Source organism: Streptomyces caniscabiei (assembly GCF_014930365.1).
Lineage (GTDB): Bacteria > Actinomycetota > Actinomycetes > Streptomycetales > Streptomycetaceae > Streptomyces > Streptomyces caniscabiei.
This window is the reverse complement of the sequence record NZ_JABXWI010000003.1, coordinates 79,190-95,723: the sequence shown is the minus strand read 5'-3', so window position 1 is coordinate 95,723 and position 16,534 is coordinate 79,190. Positions and strand designations below refer to the sequence as shown.

The following is a 16,534-nucleotide window of genomic DNA, read 5'->3' as shown; positions in this document are numbered from 1 at the left end:
GGATGCCGATGTTCTTCATGAGCTATGCGCGGGTTCCTGTTCCCCGGCACCGGGACGCCTCACAGGATCCCAATCGTCTGGTCTTCCGGTTCTTCGACGAACTGTGCGCCAAAGTGGCGCGGCGCGCGAGGGTGACGAAGGAGGAGGCGGGCTTCGTCGAACGGCCGGGAACGCCGGGGGAGTTGTCGGTCAGGGCGCTTCTCGACTGCCAGGTCTTCGTTCCGCTGTACTCCAAGCGGTACTTCAGCAATCCCCAGTGCGGCCGGCAGTGGACCGCGGTCACCCAGGGTGCGCACGAGACCCGGCCGAGCATCGTCCCGGTGCTGTGGACGCCGTACTCGCCCACGTCGCTCCCGAAGAAGGTCAAGGAGCAGTACCCGGAGGTGCCGGACGGCATCGGTGAGGCCGCCGAGAACTACGCGTCCATGGGACTGCACCGGCTGCTCGACCAGGTGCTGGACCTGTCCGAACGCCCGGACCCGGAGGACGAGGGCGCGGCGGACCGGGTCGCCGCCCAGGTCGCCCAGGTGACCGACTGGCTGGCCCAGCGCATCGTCGACCTGGCGGCCGCGGGTCCCGGGCGGGCGCGGACCATGGGCGGCGAGGGAAGGGCGCCGCGGCCGGAGACGCTCGCGGGGCTGGACGACGCCTTCGCCGACGCGCCCTACGCCTCCCCGCTGCACATCACCGTGCTCGCCCCGACCGAGGAGGGGTTACCCGTCGGCCGCGACAGCGCCCGCTACGGACCGCAGGTGGACGACTGGCGCCCGTACGGCAGGGCGGTGGGCCCGCTGGTCGAGCTGATGGAGGCGCTGGCCCGCAATCTGGGCTTCGAGCCCACCGTGAAGCCCTTCGACAAGTTCCAGACGGAGCTGAGGGACACCGAACTCCCCACCGCCCCCTGGATCCTGGTGGTGGACCCCTGGGCGCTGGAGAACTCCCAAATGGCGCGCCAGGCAAAGGAGTTCGACCGGGCCCGGCGGCCGTGGACGGCGGTGCTGAGTACTCTGGCGGGGGACGATCTGCAGACGAAGGAACAGTCCGACCGACTGCGCGGACTGCTGGCGGCGAACTTTCCCCGGTTCATCAGCGAGGGCCGGGTGGGCGAGCAGGAAGCGGTACGCGGGCTGGCCGGAGCGGATGTCTTCACCCGGTGGTTCAGCGAACTGGCTGAGGCGACCAAGATCCGCTACTTGCGGTACATTCACTCGCAATTGCCCCGGAGCGGCACAGGTGTCCGGGGCGTCCCGGATGCCGGTGCGGACCTGCCCCGACGGCCCGACACCGGCCGGGGCAACGGGGCATCGAGCGACGGCAGTCGCGTGGAGGGCAGGCCATGACCGGCGAGGACGCGCGCAGGATCATCACGTTCTACTCGTACAAGGGTGGTACGGGACGGACGATGGCGCTCGCCAACACGGCCTGGATCCTCGCCTCCGCGGGCAACCGTGTCCTGGTGGTCGACTGGGATCTCGACGCCCCCGGTCTGGACCGCTTTCTGCATCCCTTCCTGAGTGAGAGCCAGCTGCGGACCACCCCGGGTGTGCTCGAACTGGTCAGCCGGTCCACGCAGTTCGCGCGCTCGATGCAGAGCAGGGGTGACACCCTTCCCCAGTTCGAACTGGGTTCCGACCACGCGGGCGGGTCCGACGTGGAGGCGGCCGACGGGATCACCCTCAACAGCTGTCTCATCCAGGTCGACTGGAACTTCCCCTCGGGCGGTCAGCTCTACTACATGCCGGCGGGCACCAAGAACAAGGGCTATCTCTCGGCGTTCTCCCAGTTCGACTGGAAGGACTTCATGGACGGGCCCCTCGCCACCAGGTTCCTGGAAGGGCTCAAGCGCGAGTTCGTCGAGAACTTCGACTACGTCCTCATCGACAGCCGCACCGGGCTCAACGACATCTCCGACATCTGCACGGTCAATCTGCCGCACACCGTGGTCACCTGCTTCACCCCGAGCAGCCAGAGCATCGAGGGCGCCGCCGGGGTCGCAGAGCGCATCGACGGGATGCTGTACGGCAACCGGGACATCCGGATCCTGCCCGTCCCCATGCGGGTGGAGAACGCCGAGGCCGACCGGCTCGACGCCGCCCGGGGACAGATCCAGTACCGTTTCGACCGCATCGTGCGCAAACACATCCCCGACCGGGACCCGGAGAGCTACTGGGGCAGTGTGGAGATCCCCTACCGGCCCATCTACTCCTACGAGGAGACGCTCGCCCCGTTCCGGGAGAAGCCGGGGGACCCCAAGAGCCTGCTCGCGGCCTACGAGAGACTCACCGAGGTCATCACCGACGGCCAGGTCGAGTCGATGCCCCGCATCGACGAGTCGCTGCGTCACAAGACCCTCGACCGGTACACCCGCCATCGCCCGCCGCGGATCTCCGACGTGTACATCAGCTTCGTCCCGCAGGACCGCAGTTGGGCCAACTGGGCGGGGGCGGTGCTGGAGCAGGCGGGCTTCAAGGTCCACCTGGCGCAGGAAGGCACCACGGAGAGCTCACAGGTGCGGGACGAGATCGAACGGGGCGTCGAGTCGGCCTCCCACACCCTGGTCATCTTCTCCGAGGCCTACCTCAGGTCGTCCCGCTTCCGCACCACCTGGGAGGCGGTCTACGCGGAGAGCGACCGCCGGACGCACCAGCTGGTCTCGATGCAGGTCGACGACCAGGTGTCCCTGGAGGCCCCCTTCACGGAGCAACTCGCCGACATGACGGGCTGCCACGACGGTGAGGCCGGCCGTGACGCCCTGCTGACCTGGTTCGGCCGCAGCGCCGACTCCCTCTCGCGCAACCACTTCACCGGCGACGAGCCGAAACTGCCCCGCTTCCCGAAAACCGAGCCGTCGGTCTTCGACGTCCCGCTGCGCAAATTGTCCTTCACCGGCCGTACGGAAATTTTGGAGAGCATCCGGGAGAAGCTCTGGAAGGGCGACACCCGGGCCCTGGTGCTCAAGGGCATGGGCGGAGTGGGAAAGACCCTGCTGGCCCAGGAGTTCGCCTACCGCTACAAGAGCGACTACGACGTGGTCTGGCACATCCAGGCCGAGCAGAAGATCCTGGCCGTCGAGCAGTACGCCGGCATGGCCGAGGAACTGGGCCTGCCCGCGCGCACCAACCCCACCGACACCGCCAAGATGGTCTACGAGGCGCTCAACCACGGTGACCAGTACGACAACTGGCTGCTGATCCTGGACAACGTCCCGGAGGCGGACCACCTGCCCGAGTGGATGATGGACGGCCGCAGCGGCCACATCCTGGTCACCAGCCAGCGCGCCGAGGGCTGGGGACGGTTCGTGGACACCGTGGACATCCCGGTGTTCGAGCGGAACGAGAGCATCGCCCATCTGCACAGCCGGCTGCCCGACTGCGGCTGGACGGAGGCCGACCAGATCGCGGAGTCCCTGGGCGACCTGCCGATCGCGATCGAACGGGCCGCGGCCTTTATCGAGCAGACCCGGGCCGACGTACGCGACTACATCAAGAAGCTCCAGCCGCAGGCCACCGGAGCCCCCGATGAGAACTCGGTGGGCGCGGTCGTCAAGTCCGGTACGAACACGTGGGAGTTCGGCCTGAGGCAGCTGCGGGAGAGCTTCCCGCCGGCGGTGAAGCTGCTGCAGATCTGCTCGTACTACAGCCCCGAGGAGATCTCCATGGATCTCCTGGAGGGCTACGAGGTCTCCCGCGCCCTGGGCGGGGTGCGCACGGTCTCCCGCGCCTACAAGGAACTCAGCAAGTTCTCCCTGGTCACGCTGGACCGCAAGGCCCGGAGCGTGACGGTGCACCGCATGATGCAGAGCGCGATGCGGGAGGGGATGACCGCCGAGGAGCGTGACGCGGCCCAAGCGGCCGTCTACCGCTCGCTGATCGCCGCCCGGCCGAGCGGGGACGACCCGGAGAACCCCAACACCTGGGAGAAGTACCGCATCATCTGGCCGCACCTCGGTACGCCCTGGGCGGAGAGGGCCCCTGACGAGGGCATCAAGGAGCTCTACGTCGACCGGGTCCGTCAGCTGCGCCGCCGGGGCGAGCTGAGCCAGGCGATGGACTACAGCCTGCGCCGGGTGGCCGCCTGGTCCGCGGAGGAGTCGCCCGACGAACGCTGGACGCTGCACATGCGCTTCCAGATCGCGAACATCCTGCGCGCCCAGGGCAAGTACGAGGAGTCCCTCGCCCTGGACCAGGAGGTTTTGGAGCGGCAGCTGGAGGTGCTGGACGACATCGACGACCAGCACATCCTGATGACCACCAGTAGCATCGCCGCCGACCTGCGGGGCCTGGGACGGCTGACCGAGGCCCTGCAGTACGACGAGGAGACGTACCGCAGATACGAGCTGAACTACGGCGAGGACAACGCGCGCACGCTCAGCGCGGCCAACAACCTCGCCGTCGCCCTGAGACTTTCCGGCGACTACTACCGCGCCCGCGATCTCGACCGCAGGACACTGGAACTCCGTGAGGCCATTCAGCTCCACGACCACCCTCTGACCATCGAGTCGGCGGTGAACCTGGGCCGTGACCTGCGTGACTGCGGGGACTACGACGAATCCGTCGCGCTGTTGAGGAAGGCCTACGAGCGCTGTCTGCGCAATCCCCGCCTCACCCAGGGCTCACCGACCGTGCTGAACACGGCCAAGGGGCTGGCCGGTTCGCTGCGCAGGGCGGGCCGGGCGGCGGAGGCCGAGGAGCTCGTACGGCATGTGCTCAGAAGCACTCCGGACGGCGAGAAGTCGACGTCGGAGGAGCTGCTGCTGGAGATGAGCCTGGCCGGGGACATGGCCGCCCAGGGACGGGTCGACGAAGGACTCGATTCGATCCGCCGGGTCCAGGAGAACCTGAGGGACAAGCTGGGGGAAGGGCACTCCCACACGGTGGCCTGCTCGGTCAACCACGCGGTCCTGCTCCTGCACGACATCGGGTCAATCCACCCGGAAGCCGCGGGCGAGGCACGGGAGTTGCTCCGCGAGGCCCAGGCCCGGTTCTCCGAACTCAACGGCGCGGCCCACCCGTTCGCGCTCATCTGCCACGCGAACCTGGCCGTCGCGGAGGCGGCGCTCGGCAGCTGGGACGAGGCCCGCAGGATCAGCGTCGGGTCGTTCGAGATGCTCAGGGAGGTGCTCGACCCGCTGCACCCGTCGACCTTGACCTGCGCCGGCAACCTCGCCGTCGTCCTCAGTCATCTGGGCCGGGCGGAGGAGGCCCGCACCACCCACCACGACGCGCTGGCCGCGCTCAGCAAGCGCATCGGCAGGGACCATCCCCGCGTGGTGGCCCTGAAGGACTGGAGACTCAGCTGTCTCGACCTGGAGCCGCACCCGATCTGACCGCGGGACGGCGCGACAGGCGCTAGGAGGGCCCGGCCTCGTCCCGGGCCCAGGCCAGCACCTGGGGCAGGGCGGGCAGCGCCGCGAAGTGCGCCGCGGAGGGCTGCAGCTTGGGTGTGGCCGAGGGGATCTTCTTGGTCAGCCAGCGGAAATGGGCGACCGGGGCGAAGATGTCGTGTTCGCCGTGCCACAGCATCACGGGCACGGAACCGTCGATGTCCTTGAGATCGAATCCCCAGGGCCGCCGGAACGCGACCAGGTCGTCCACCCACCCCATCGGCGCGCGGGGGTCGACGGCCTCCCCCTCGCCCACCGCCGACAGGTAGTTCCTGAGGAGGGCCTGGCGGATCCCGGCGTCCTCGACGATCACCCGGTCCACGCTCGGCATCTCGCCCCGGAGGGACGCGAGGAACACGGTGGGGTCGCGCCGGATGGTCTCGGCGTTGCGGGCCAGCAGCGCGCCCAGCTCGGTCACGTCGGGTGCGTGGCGCCGCAGCAGCTCGTAGGTCGACACATTGGACTCGGACATCTCCTTGTGCCACTCGGGCCAGTCGAGTCCGTCGGTGGCACTGTCGCCCGGGCTGTCGTCGTCGCTGTCGGGCTTCGGCGGAGCGAGGGAGACCAACGCCGCGACACTCGCCACCTGGCTGCCCATGTTCCGTGCAGCGCAGGCCAACGCGTGCGGTGCGCCGCCCGATCTGCCCACCACGGAGTACTTCTTGAGGTCCAGGTCCTCGGCGATGGCGGCGACGTCCTCGGCGGCGTCGACCACGCGGCGACGCTCGTGACGGTCGGAACCGCCGTACCCCGGCCGGTCGTAGGCGATGAGGCGCACTCCGAGCTTGTGCAGGTCGAAGGTGCGCAGCCGGGGCCCGAGTCGGCTTCCGGGAGTTCCGTGCAGCAGAAACACCGGGTGTGCGTCCGGATCGCCCCAGGTCTCGTAGGCGATCGTCCGTCCGCCGGACGGCGTCTTCACTGTCTTGACCACCCGATGCCCTCCCGTGCCAGCGGCTGTGGAGTGAAGCGCGGGACCTCCCAGCATTACGCATGGGAAGCCCCGCTCCTAGTAGCTGCTCAGCCGTTCTGGCTTCATATGGCAAGAATTGGGTAAACGTGGGCCGCTCGGCTGTTCACGGCCCAAGGTAGTGCACCGGGGCACGGGTCGCCGGACGAGGGGGGAATTCGTCATGACCGAGTGCGTCATGGGTCATGCCGCCTCACCGTGCTCCCTAAGCCCTTTCCGCCCCCGCTTGATGCCCGGCACCTGGGTGAAGGAGCGACCACCCGTTAGGAGCAGTACGGACGCTGACGTTCCGGGAAGTGGTGTGTCTCACGTCCCGGCGGCGGGCTCGGGGCGGTGCACCCCGCGGGGCCGATAGCCCAGGGCGTCGGAGCGGCCCAGCAGATCGGCCAGCAGCCAGACGATGGCCAACCACATCTCGGTTCCCTGCAGCCCCGGTTCCGGTCCGGGTCCCGCCGTACCCGGTCCGAACCCGAGCCCCCTGCCGTCCTGCCAGCGGGCCAGGACGGCGGTGAGCCGCTGTTCGGCCCAGCCGCGGATCTCGGCCGACCGGTAGCCGCCGTCGCCCGTTCCCGGGCCGCCCGACTGCCGTGCGCACAGCCACAGCGGATGGGCGACGTCGAGGACGTTGCAGGCGTTCTCCCGGCCCGCACCGAAGTAGCGGGTGTCACGGGCGTGGTCCAGTACCGCGTCCACGACCCGTTCCGGATGGGGGACGGGTACCCCGAACTGCGCGAAGGAACCCCGGGTGAGCCGGTAGTAGCCGTTCACCACCTGCAGACGGCCCGCGCCGCGGGAAGGGGTGCCCCACATACCGGTCCAGGGGTCGGCGCGGGTGAGGAGCCAGCCGAAGAGGGCTTCGAGGGTGCCCGGGGCGAGGCCCGCGCCGTCCGGGTGCCGGAGGTTCCAGTGGGCGGCCGTGGCCCAGGAGTCGATCCACGCGCCCGCTTCCCACGCGCCGTCCCGCCACGGCAGCCGTTCCAGCCGGTCGACCAGTTGAGAGGCCGTCATGTGCCTTACGCCGCACACCGGTTGGGGAAAGGCGGAGCCCAGGAGGTCCAGCGCGTAGCCCACCGACAGGACGTGGTAGAGCGCCGCGCCCTCGCCGGTGAAGCCGTCGGCGTCCATCCGAGGCAGCCGCTCGCCGAGTTCGGGCACCAGGCCGGTCTCCCGGTCCTGGAGGGACGTCAGGCGCTCGATGTGTTCCGCCCGCTCCAGTTGCGCGGGGGCGGCCGACAGCAGCAGGTCGGCGATCTCCACGGCGTCGCAGTGGGCCCGCACGGTGGGGGCGACGCCGGGGCGGTCCGTGTACCGGTCGCCGTCCCAGCAGCGGGCGAGGAGGCCGGCGGCCTGGTCGCGGGCGGTGTCGGCGAACCGCGCCAGGGCCTCGGGGCCGGCCGTTCCCGCTCCCGTCCCCCCGGTCTCCCGCCTCGGGCCCGTCGGCTCCCGTCTGTCCCGTATGCGGCGGGCCGGGTTCCCCGCGGCGACGGTCCACGCCGGCAGGTCCTTCGTCACCACGGCGCCCGCGCCGATCACACAGTGGTCGCCGATGGTCACACCGTCCACGACCACCACATGGGAGCCGATCCACACGTCGTCGCCGACCGTGATGCCCCGGCTGGTCTGGGGCTGCCGGTGGACCGGCCGGTCGGGGTCCATGGAGTGGTTGAAGGCGAGGAGGGAGGTGTGCGCTCCGATGCGTACCCCGGTGCCGAGGGAGACGGTGCCCCGGACCACGGTGAAGGGGTTCAGCGTGCAGTCCGTGCCGGTGGTCAGGGTGCCGGTGACATAGGCGTGGGCGGCGATGTACGAGTCGTCGCCCAGACGGAGGAGGTCGGGCAGGACCGCCGCCGACTCGGCCACGTAGCAGCGCTCGCCCACCGCGCTGTCCCCGTCGAGCGAGCGCTGACGCTCCCGCTGCGCCGCCCGTTGCTCCTCCGTCGCCTCCTTCTCGAACAGCCAGGGGCAGTGGTCGAAGCGGACCGGGTCGCCGGGGCCACCTGGGCGTTCGGTGTCGGGGAAGGGCTGCGCGGGCGGCGGCTTTCGTTGATGCATGCGCGCACGCTAAGCCGCGCGGTGTCGTGTGAGGAAGGGGGTGGCCTTTGCAGGGGCCGCCGCGCACGGCGGCGGGCGGCTGATCCTTTTGTCCCTTTAAATGCATGTGTCGGGTAAGAGGCTTGTCGGTGTCGCCCCGGGATGGGTCCATGCGCATGAGTTCGCACGCTGCTCCGGTCGTCGCGCCCGTCGCCGTCCCGACGGCCGTGGCCCCGCGCCCCGGCCCCGTCGCCCTGGTCGCCGCGGCGTTCACACTGGCCCAACTCCTGCTCGTACCACCGGGGATGGGGCTCGGGTGGGACGAGACGGTGTACGTCAGCCAGGTCAGCCCGCACGCGCCGGCGGCGTTCTTCAGCGCGCCCCGGACCCGGGGCGTGCCGCTGCTGGTGGCACCGGTGGTCGTCTGGACGTCCTCCACCGTGGTGCTGCGCGTGTATCTCGCGCTGCTGTCGGGAGTGGCGCTCCACCTCGCCCTGCACGCCTGGCGAGGGCTCTTCCCGGCACATGTGCGCGCGGTCGCCGGGGCGCTGTTCGCGTCCCTGTGGGTGACCCTCTTCTACGGGCCGCAGGCCATGCCCAACTACTGGGTCGCGGTCGGCGCGCTCGGCTGTGTGGCCTGCTTCCTGCGGGCCCGCGACGATCCGGGGGACCGCACGGCGCTGTGGGGCGCGGGCGCGGCCGCGGCGCTGATGGCGTGGATGCGGCCCACCGACGCCGTGTGGGTGACACTCCCGCTGTTCACGCTGCTGGTGGCCGTACGGCGATGGCGGCGCCCACGGCTCCTGGCGGTCACGGCGGCCGGCCTCGCCACCGGGATGGTCGCCTGGGTCGTGGAGGCGTACGCCCGGTTCGGCGGGCCGGCCCGGCGGCTGTCCGACGGGTCGCGGATCCAGGGCGGGCTGGGCTGGAACATCGCCGTCGACGACCAGGTGCGCAGCCTGGTGGGGCGCACGCTGTGCCGCCCGTGCACCGGCGACCTGCCGCATCCGGCGGTCAGCGCCTGGTGGTTCGTCCTGCCGGTGCTGGCCGCGCTCGGCCTGGCCGTCGCGGTCCGGGCCGGGCGGCCGGCGGCCACGGCGGTGCCCCTGGTCTGCGCCGCCACGGCGGCCGTCCCGTACCTGTTCCTGATCGGGTACGCCGCTCCGCGCTTCCTGCTGCCCGCGTACGCCCTGCTGGCGATCCCCGTCGCCGACGCGCTGCTGGACCTCGTCAGGGGGCCCGGCGGGGCCTGGCGGCCGGTCGCGGGGGCCGTGGTGGCGCTCGGGCTCGTCGCGCACCTCGCGGTGCAGTACGCGGTGCTGGAGCGAACCGTCACGCGCACCACCGCGTCCCACCGCGACTGGGACCGTGTCGCCGCGGAACTGCGGCGCCTCGGCGTCCGGCCGCCCTGTCTGCTGACCGGCGACTACGCCATCCCCATCGCCTACTACGCGGGCTGCTCCTCCGCCCACACCCGCGGCAACAACGCCAACATCACCCGCGAAGGCATGGTGCGCGCCGCCGACCGCATCCCCGTGGCGGCCCTCGTCGCGCCGGGCGGCGGGCCGCCCGAGTTCGCCCGGGCGTGGCCGGCACACCGGGTCGCCGGGTTCCGGCTGCATGTGGCGCCGACCGGGGGACGGGCGCTCACGGGGCCTTGACGGAGGCGTCGGTGGTGAAGCCGTTCTTGACCTTGTCGAAGACGGGGCGGTAGACGTCCCAGTCGAGGGCCGGGGCCGAGAGGTAGATGTCGTACTCCCGTTCGCCCTCGCGGCCGTATCCGAGGTCGATGGCGCGGAAGGCCCGGGCCCGGCCCTGGAAGGTGAACTCCCAGACGGCCGCCGGTTCGCCGCGGAAGGTGGTCCGCTGCATCCGCAGCCGCCGGTACGAGTCCGGGTAGTTGATCTTGGTGTTGGCCTCGATGTCCTCGAAGTGGGCCTCGGGGTGCGAGCCGGCGGGGTCCACGACGCCGATGGTGAGTCCGACCAGTTTCGTCTCGTCGGTGTAGGTGACCGACTCCGACGTCCGCTTGCCGGCCAGCCAGCCGTCCGGGACCGGGAAGGAGATCCCCAGGGTCTTGTCCCTGACCAGGTGATAGCCGGCGGGTACGGGCGAGGGGGAGTGGGAAGGCGTGGCGGACGTGCCGCCCCTCGGGGAGCTGGGTTGCCCGGCGGGGTTCGAGACCAGGTAGAGCCCGGCACCCGCGACCGTGGCGGCCACGGCCACCGCGACGGCGACCGGGACGAGGATCCGACGCTTCCTGCGGCCGCCGCGATCCGGGCGTCCGCCGTCCGGGGGGCTCCCGGGTTCGGCCGGGGGCGTCTGCCGGCCCGTGTGCCGACCGCCGCTCGTGCCTCCCACGGTCCCGCCGCCGGTCGCGCCACCGCCCGTCCGGCTGCCGGTCGTGTCGGCGTCGTACGAGCGCGTGCCTCCCCCGGCGGGGCCGCCGGCTCCCGGCGAAGGCATCGGCGTCGAAGCCGGCGTCGCAGTCGGCGTCGGCATCGGCATCGGCATCGGCAGGGCCATGGTCGCCTGGCCGGAGACGACGGCGCGGAGGGCCCGTTCCGTCTGTTCCGTGGTGGGCCGGTCGGCGGGGTCCTTGGCCAGGAGGGCCTCGATGAGCGGTTCCAGGGCGCCGCCCCGCTTCAAGGGCTCCAGGGGGTCCACCGCGATGGCGTACGCGGCCTCCATCGCGGTGAGGCGGCGGAACGGCGGCCGTCCCTCGACCGCCTGGTAGAGCGTGGCCCCGAGGGCCCACAGGTCCGAGGCCGGACCGGGCTTCTGGCCGCGGATCCGCTCCGGGGCCATGTAGTGGATGGAGCCGACCATCTCGCCGGTCTTGGTGAGGGTCGAGGCGTCCGCCGTCATCGCGATGCCGAAGTCGGTGAGGACGACCCGCCCCTCGGCGCCGAGCAGGACGTTGCCGGGTTTGACGTCGCGGTGCAGCACCCCGGCGGCGTGCGCGGCACGCAGCGCGGCGACCATGCCCAGACCGATCCGGGCCGCCTCCTCGGGCGGGAGGGTCCGGCCGTCGGCGAGGAGGTCGGCGAGGGTGGGCGCCGGGACGTACTCCATGACGATGCAGGGCCGGCCGTCGCCGGAGCCGCCCGTGCCGCCGCCCCGGACCCCGCCCGCGTGGCCGCCCGTGCCGTCGTCCGTGTGGTCGTTCGTGTGGTCGTCCAGACGGTCGTCCACGACGTCGTGGACGACGATCACGTTCGGGTGCGCGATGCGGGCCGCGCTGCGGGCCTCGCGGCGCGTGCGCTCGTACAGGGTGACGAGGTCGTCGGGCGACAGATGCGGCTGCACATGCAGTCGCTTCACGGCGACCTGGCGGTCGAGGACCTCGTCCCCCGCCCGCCACACCGTGCCCATGCCGCCGCGGCCTATCTGCTCCGTGAGCCGGTAGCGCCCGGCGACGAGCCGCCCTACGTCCGACACCACGTGCCCTCCGCCAGCCCTGCGTCTGTTCGATTCGCCTCGTCACAATAGCCGGACCCGGGTAAGGAGCAGGGATGAGGACCGTCCCCCGGGACGGCGGGGCGGTCGGGCTCGCGGTGGGGCGTGAGCCGTTGTTCGGCGTACCGTCGTGACTGTGGACTCCACGGCTGACGGTCTCGTGGCCCGTGTCGCGCGTGAGCTCGTCCCCAGAGCGGACGAGCTGACCGCCGAGGTGGAGCGATGCCTGCGCCGCGAGATGCCCGAGCTGTGGGCGCACCCCGACGCCATGGCCTCGGACAACGTCGCCGAGCACGTCGTCGCGGTGCTGTCCGCCCTGCGGTACGGCGTCGAACCGGGCGGCATCGAGGTGCCGTCCACCGAACTGGAGCGCGTCCGCCGGGTGGCCCGGCACGGAATCCCGGTGAGCGCGGTGCTGCGGGCCTTCCGGCTGGGCCAGGGCATCATCCTCGACCACCTGCTGGCGGAGATGCCCCGGTGCACCGACGACGCGGCCCTGATCAGCGAGGCCGCGCGGAGCCTCATCGTGACGGCGACCGGGTACGTGGACCGCACCTCCGAGCAGGGCGTCCTCGCCTACCAGGAGGAGCGCGACCGGCGGCTGCGCTGGCGGCTGTCCATGGTGAACGAGTCGAGCGTCCGCATCGGCACCACGCTGGACATCGCCCGGACCACGCAGGAGCTGGCCGACTTCGCCACCGAGCACTTCGCCGACCTCGTCACCGTCGACCTGCTCGACTCCGCGCTCGGCGCCCACGGCACCCCGCCGGACGAACCGCGCACGTCCCCCGTGCTCCACCGGGTCGCCCAGCGGTCGGTAGCCCATCCGGGCCCGGTGGCCCCGCCCGCCTCTCGGCTGCCCCACACCTACCCGCCCGGCTCGCCGGCGTCCCGCGCGCTGGCCACGGGCCAGCCGAGCAGGCACCGCCTCGACGGCGACCACCGGGGGCCGTACACGGCCGCCGAGCCACCGGGCGGCGGGTGCGGTGCCGGTGCGGTGGGGGCCGAGGCCGGTGCTGGTGCTGGTGCTGGTGCTGGTGCTGGCGGGGGCGGGGGCGGGGACGGTGGCCCCGGCGGTCGGCGTCGGCCGGTGCACTCCACGCTGGTGGTGCCGTTGCGGGCGCGGGGGGCCACGCTCGGTGTCGCCCAGTTCTGCCGGGACCGCAATCCCGACGCGTTCGACGACGAGGACCTGCTGCTCGCGCAGGAGATCGCGGCGAGGGCGGCGATCGCGGTGGACAACGCGCGCCGCTACACACACGCCCGAGCCACCGCCCTCACCCTGCAACGCAGCCTGCTCCCGCGCCGCACCCCGAGGCAGTCCGCCGTCGACGTCGCCTTCCGCTACCTCCCCGCCGACGCCCAGGGCGGCGTGGGCGGCGACTGGTACGACGTCATCCCGCTCTCCGGCGCCAGGGTCGCCCTCGTCGTGGGCGACGTCGTGGGGCACGGCATCCACGCCGCCGCCACCATGGGGCGCCTGCGGACCGCCGTACGCACCCTGGCGGACATCGATCTGCCGCCCGACGAACTCCTCACCCATCTGGACGACGTCGTGCTCCGCCTCGCCGCCGAGGTGGAGGAGAACGACGCGGACGACAGGAACGAGGAGGACTACGAGGACCGCGTTCACGACGCGGACGACGAGGCTCGGACCGTTCCGACCGCCGGAGCCGCCGTGACCGCCGTAGCCGATGCGGTCGTGCGGGCGGAGGCGGCTGCCGGGAGCGACGCGGCCGAGGCCGTCGGCGGTGGCGGGGACATCGGGGCCACCTGCCTCTACGCCGTGTACGACCCCGTGTCGCGCCGCTGCACCCTCGCCCGCGCGGGGCACGTGCTGCCCGCCGCGGTCGGCCGGGACGGCACCGTCGACTTCCTGGAGCTGCCGCCGGGACCGCCGCTCGGCCTGGGCGGGCTGCCGTTCGAGGCGGCGGAGTTCGAACTGCCGGAGGGCAGTGTGCTCGCGCTCTACACCGACGGTCTGATCGAGGCGCGGGACCACGACATCGGCGCGGGTCTGGCCCGGCTCCGCGACGCCCTCGCCCGGCCCGGCCCCTCCCTGGAGACCACCTGCGACGCCGTGCTCGAAGCCCTGCTCCCGGCCAGACCACCCGACGACGTCGCCCTGCTCCTGGCCCGGACCCACGCCCTCGGCGCGAGCCAGGTCGCCACGTGGGACCTGGCGGCCGAACCCGCCGCCGTCGCGCGGGCCAGGGCCCACGTCACCCGGCAGCTGCGGGACTGGGGCCTGGCGGAGCTGGAGTTCACCGCCGAGCTGGTGGTCAGCGAACTCGTCACCAACGCCATCCGCTACGGCCGGCCCCCCGTCCGGCTACGGCTCATCCGCGACCGCACCCTCATCTGCGAGGTCTCCGACTCCGGCGGCACCACGCCGCATCTGCGCCGCGCCCGGGGCTACGACGAGGGCGGCCGAGGCCTGCTCCTGGTCGCCCAGCTCGCCGAGCACTGGGGCACCCGCCGCGCCCGCCGGGGCAAGACGGTCTGGGCCGAACTGCACGAAGCCGCCGACCTGACCTTCCCGGAACCGGCCGCGCTCTAGAGAGGGGGACGGGCGGGAAGGGGCCCTGCCGAGTCCGGGGCCGGGATCCGCAGCGTCACCTCCCAGCCGCCGTCGGACGTCGGGCCCGACTCCAGGGTGCCGCCCAGGAGTTCGGCGCGTTCCCGCAGCCCGACGAGGCCCTGGCGGGAGCCGGGGAGCGGCAGGGAGGGGCGGAGGACGGGGCCGTTCGTGACCGTGACGCCGTAGGACGAGCCGTCGGCGGCGCACCGGAGCCGTACGGCGGCGGTGGCGCCCGGGGCGTGCTTGCGGACGTTGGTGAGGGCCTCCTGCACGGTGCGGTAGACCGCGCGCTGGGCGGGCGTGCCGATGTCCGGCGGGAGTTCGCCCGTGAGGTCGGCCTCGATACCGCTGGTGGTGACCAGACGGTGGAGGTCGGCCAGGGTGGGCTGCGGGGTGAGTTCCGTGGCCCGGCCACCGGAGGCGCGCAGCAGGGTCACCATGTGCCGCAGTTCGTCGAGGGTGTCGACACTGAGCGAACGGATGGTGCGGGCGCCCTCCTTGGCCGCCGGGTCCCGGGCGGCGACCTGCAGCGCGCCCGCCTGCACGGCGATCAGACTGACCTGGTGGGAGACGACGTCATGCATCTCACGGGCCAGCTGGGCGCGTTCGCGGGCGAGCACGGCCTGCGAGTGGAGCAGCCGCTCGTGTTCCCGCGCGTCCTCGATCTCGACCAGGCGGCCCGCCAGGTCCCGCCGCGCCTGCACGAGTTGGCCCAGCAGGACGGGGGCGGCGGCGGTGGCGAGCGTGTAGAAGAAGTACACGACCGTCCAGTTGCGGTCGTGCGGGCTGATGTCGTTCAGCGGCCAGGGGGTGGCGGAGGCGAGCCCGAAGAGCAGGGCGCACATGCCGAGCAGACGGCGGTCGCGGGACCGTTCCGCCAGGGTGAACAGGGCCGCGAGCGGGGCGAACACGACGTCCAGCATCAGCGCGACCGGCAACGTGCACGCGAAGACGGCGAGCGGGAACCGCCGGCGCAGCGCGAGGGCGGCGCAGCCCCCGGCCGCGATCCCGGTGGTGAGGGGCGAGGCGCCCCACAGATTGAGCACGACGTCGACGACCGCGATCAGGACGACCAGGGCGTCCACCACCGGATCCGGCATCCGCGCCCACCACGCGCCGGCTCTCGGCGCGGTCATCGACCTGCCTCCGGCGAGCGCCGCGCCCCGTCGTCGAGCAGCCCGGCCCGCTGAGCGAGCAGTGCGGCCTGCACGCGGCTGCTCACCCGCAACTTGCCGAGGATCGCGCTGACATGGTCCTTCACCGTGCCCGCGCTGAGGTGGACACGGGCGCCGATGTCGGCGTTCGACAGTCCCTCCGCGACCAGCACGAGCACCTCCCGCTCGCGCCCGGTGAGCCGCCCCACCCGGGCGGCCTCGACGTCGTCGACGGATGCGGCCACGGGATGGCTCTGCCAGACGGCGCGGGACGCCTTCGGCGACATCACCACACCACCGGCCACCAACGTCCGCACCAGCTGGGCCAGTTGCTCGGGTTCGGTGTCCTTGAGCAGGAAGCCGGCCGCGCCGGAACGCAGCGCGGTGAGGATGTACTCGTCGGCGTCGAACGTCGTCAGCATCGCCACCACCGGTGGCTGCGGCAGCGCGCGCACTTCCCGCAGCACGGTCAGGCCGTCGACGTCCGGCATCCGGATGTCGAGCAGCACGACGTCCGGCGCCACGCGCCGTACGGTCTCGACCGCCTCGGCGCCCGTCGCCGTCGCGACGACCTCGATGTCCTCCGCCGCGTTCAGGATCAGCTTGAAGCCGGACCGCACCAGGGCCTCGTCGTCCACCACCGTCACCCGGATCACACGCGTCCCGCCTCGCCGTCCCGTGGGCGGGTCGCCGCCCGCACCTCACCGTCCACTGTCACCGCTCCGACCGTAGAACGGGACCCGCTCCGCGTGGCGACCGGGTCGGGCGGTCCCGCCACTCGGGGGGAGCGTTCCAGCCGTGTGGGGGGCCGCCGGGTGCGTTGTCGGGTGCGGGCCCGGTGGGGCTTCTCGCGCAGTTCCCCGCGCCCCTGAAAAGCAGGGGTTGCGCCCCGTGCTTCTCGGCCCGAAAGGCCAAGGGCCCGCCAGGGCCTGCGGCCTTTCAGGGGCGCGGGGAACTGG

The 16,534-nt window shown here is 72.3% G+C and carries 9 protein-coding genes; 4 read left to right on the top strand and 5 right to left on the bottom strand.

The features are described 5' to 3' along the window. Positions 1-2 precede the first annotated feature (2 nt). Positions 3-1,340, top strand: coding sequence for an FxsC protein (gene fsxC / locus HW837_RS08855; protein ID WP_045559687.1), 1,338 nt, complete (start codon positions 3-5; stop codon positions 1,338-1,340). Then, positions 1,337-5,326 (top strand): FxSxx-COOH system tetratricopeptide repeat protein, encoded by a 3,990-nt coding sequence (gene fxsT / locus HW837_RS08850; RefSeq protein WP_045559686.1) that lies wholly within the window; start codon positions 1,337-1,339, stop codon positions 5,324-5,326. The genes fsxC and fxsT overlap by 4 nt, the downstream gene beginning before the upstream one ends. Positions 5,327-5,348: 22 nt before the next feature. Here fxsT and HW837_RS08845 read toward each other — a convergent pair whose 3' ends face one another. Next, positions 5,349-6,314 (bottom strand): alpha/beta hydrolase, encoded by a 966-nt coding sequence (locus HW837_RS08845; protein ID WP_045559685.1) that lies wholly within the window; start codon positions 6,312-6,314, stop codon positions 5,349-5,351. Between the two features lie 342 nt (positions 6,315-6,656). Next, on the bottom strand, positions 6,657-8,402 hold the full coding sequence (locus HW837_RS08840; RefSeq protein ID WP_078853651.1) for an acyltransferase: 1,746 nt from the start codon (positions 8,400-8,402) through the stop codon (positions 6,657-6,659). 149 nt (positions 8,403-8,551) lie between these two features. Between HW837_RS08840 and HW837_RS08835 the strand changes: the two genes are divergently transcribed. After that, positions 8,552-10,042 (top strand): hypothetical protein, encoded by a 1,491-nt coding sequence (locus tag HW837_RS08835; protein ID WP_045559684.1) that lies wholly within the window; start codon positions 8,552-8,554, stop codon positions 10,040-10,042. On the opposite strand, the gene HW837_RS08830 is transcribed toward HW837_RS08835, so the two are convergent. Then, the gene (locus HW837_RS08830; protein WP_313895509.1) at positions 10,029-11,825 is read right to left on the bottom strand and encodes a serine/threonine-protein kinase; all 1,797 of its coding nucleotides are present in this window, start codon (positions 11,823-11,825) and stop codon (positions 10,029-10,031) included. The two genes, HW837_RS08835 and HW837_RS08830, sit on opposite strands and share 14 nt — an antisense overlap. Before the next feature lie 151 nt (positions 11,826-11,976). Here HW837_RS08830 and HW837_RS08825 point away from each other — a divergent pair, with 151 nt between their 5' ends. Beyond that, positions 11,977-14,400: a SpoIIE family protein phosphatase gene (locus tag HW837_RS08825; protein WP_193380997.1), complete on the top strand. Its 2,424-nt coding sequence runs from the start codon at positions 11,977-11,979 to the stop codon at positions 14,398-14,400. Here the strand turns inward: HW837_RS08825 and HW837_RS08820 are convergent. Together HW837_RS08820 and HW837_RS08815 are read right to left on the bottom strand one after the other, a co-directional pair. Then, positions 14,397-15,557, bottom strand: coding sequence for a sensor histidine kinase (locus HW837_RS08820; RefSeq protein ID WP_237270091.1), 1,161 nt, complete (start codon positions 15,555-15,557; stop codon positions 14,397-14,399). The two genes, HW837_RS08825 and HW837_RS08820, sit on opposite strands and share 4 nt — an antisense overlap. Beyond that, positions 15,554-16,231: a response regulator gene (locus HW837_RS08815; RefSeq protein ID WP_045559681.1), complete on the bottom strand. Its 678-nt coding sequence runs from the start codon at positions 16,229-16,231 to the stop codon at positions 15,554-15,556. Before HW837_RS08815 ends, HW837_RS08820 begins: the two co-directional genes overlap by 4 nt. Between the last annotated feature and the right edge of the window lie 303 nt (positions 16,232-16,534).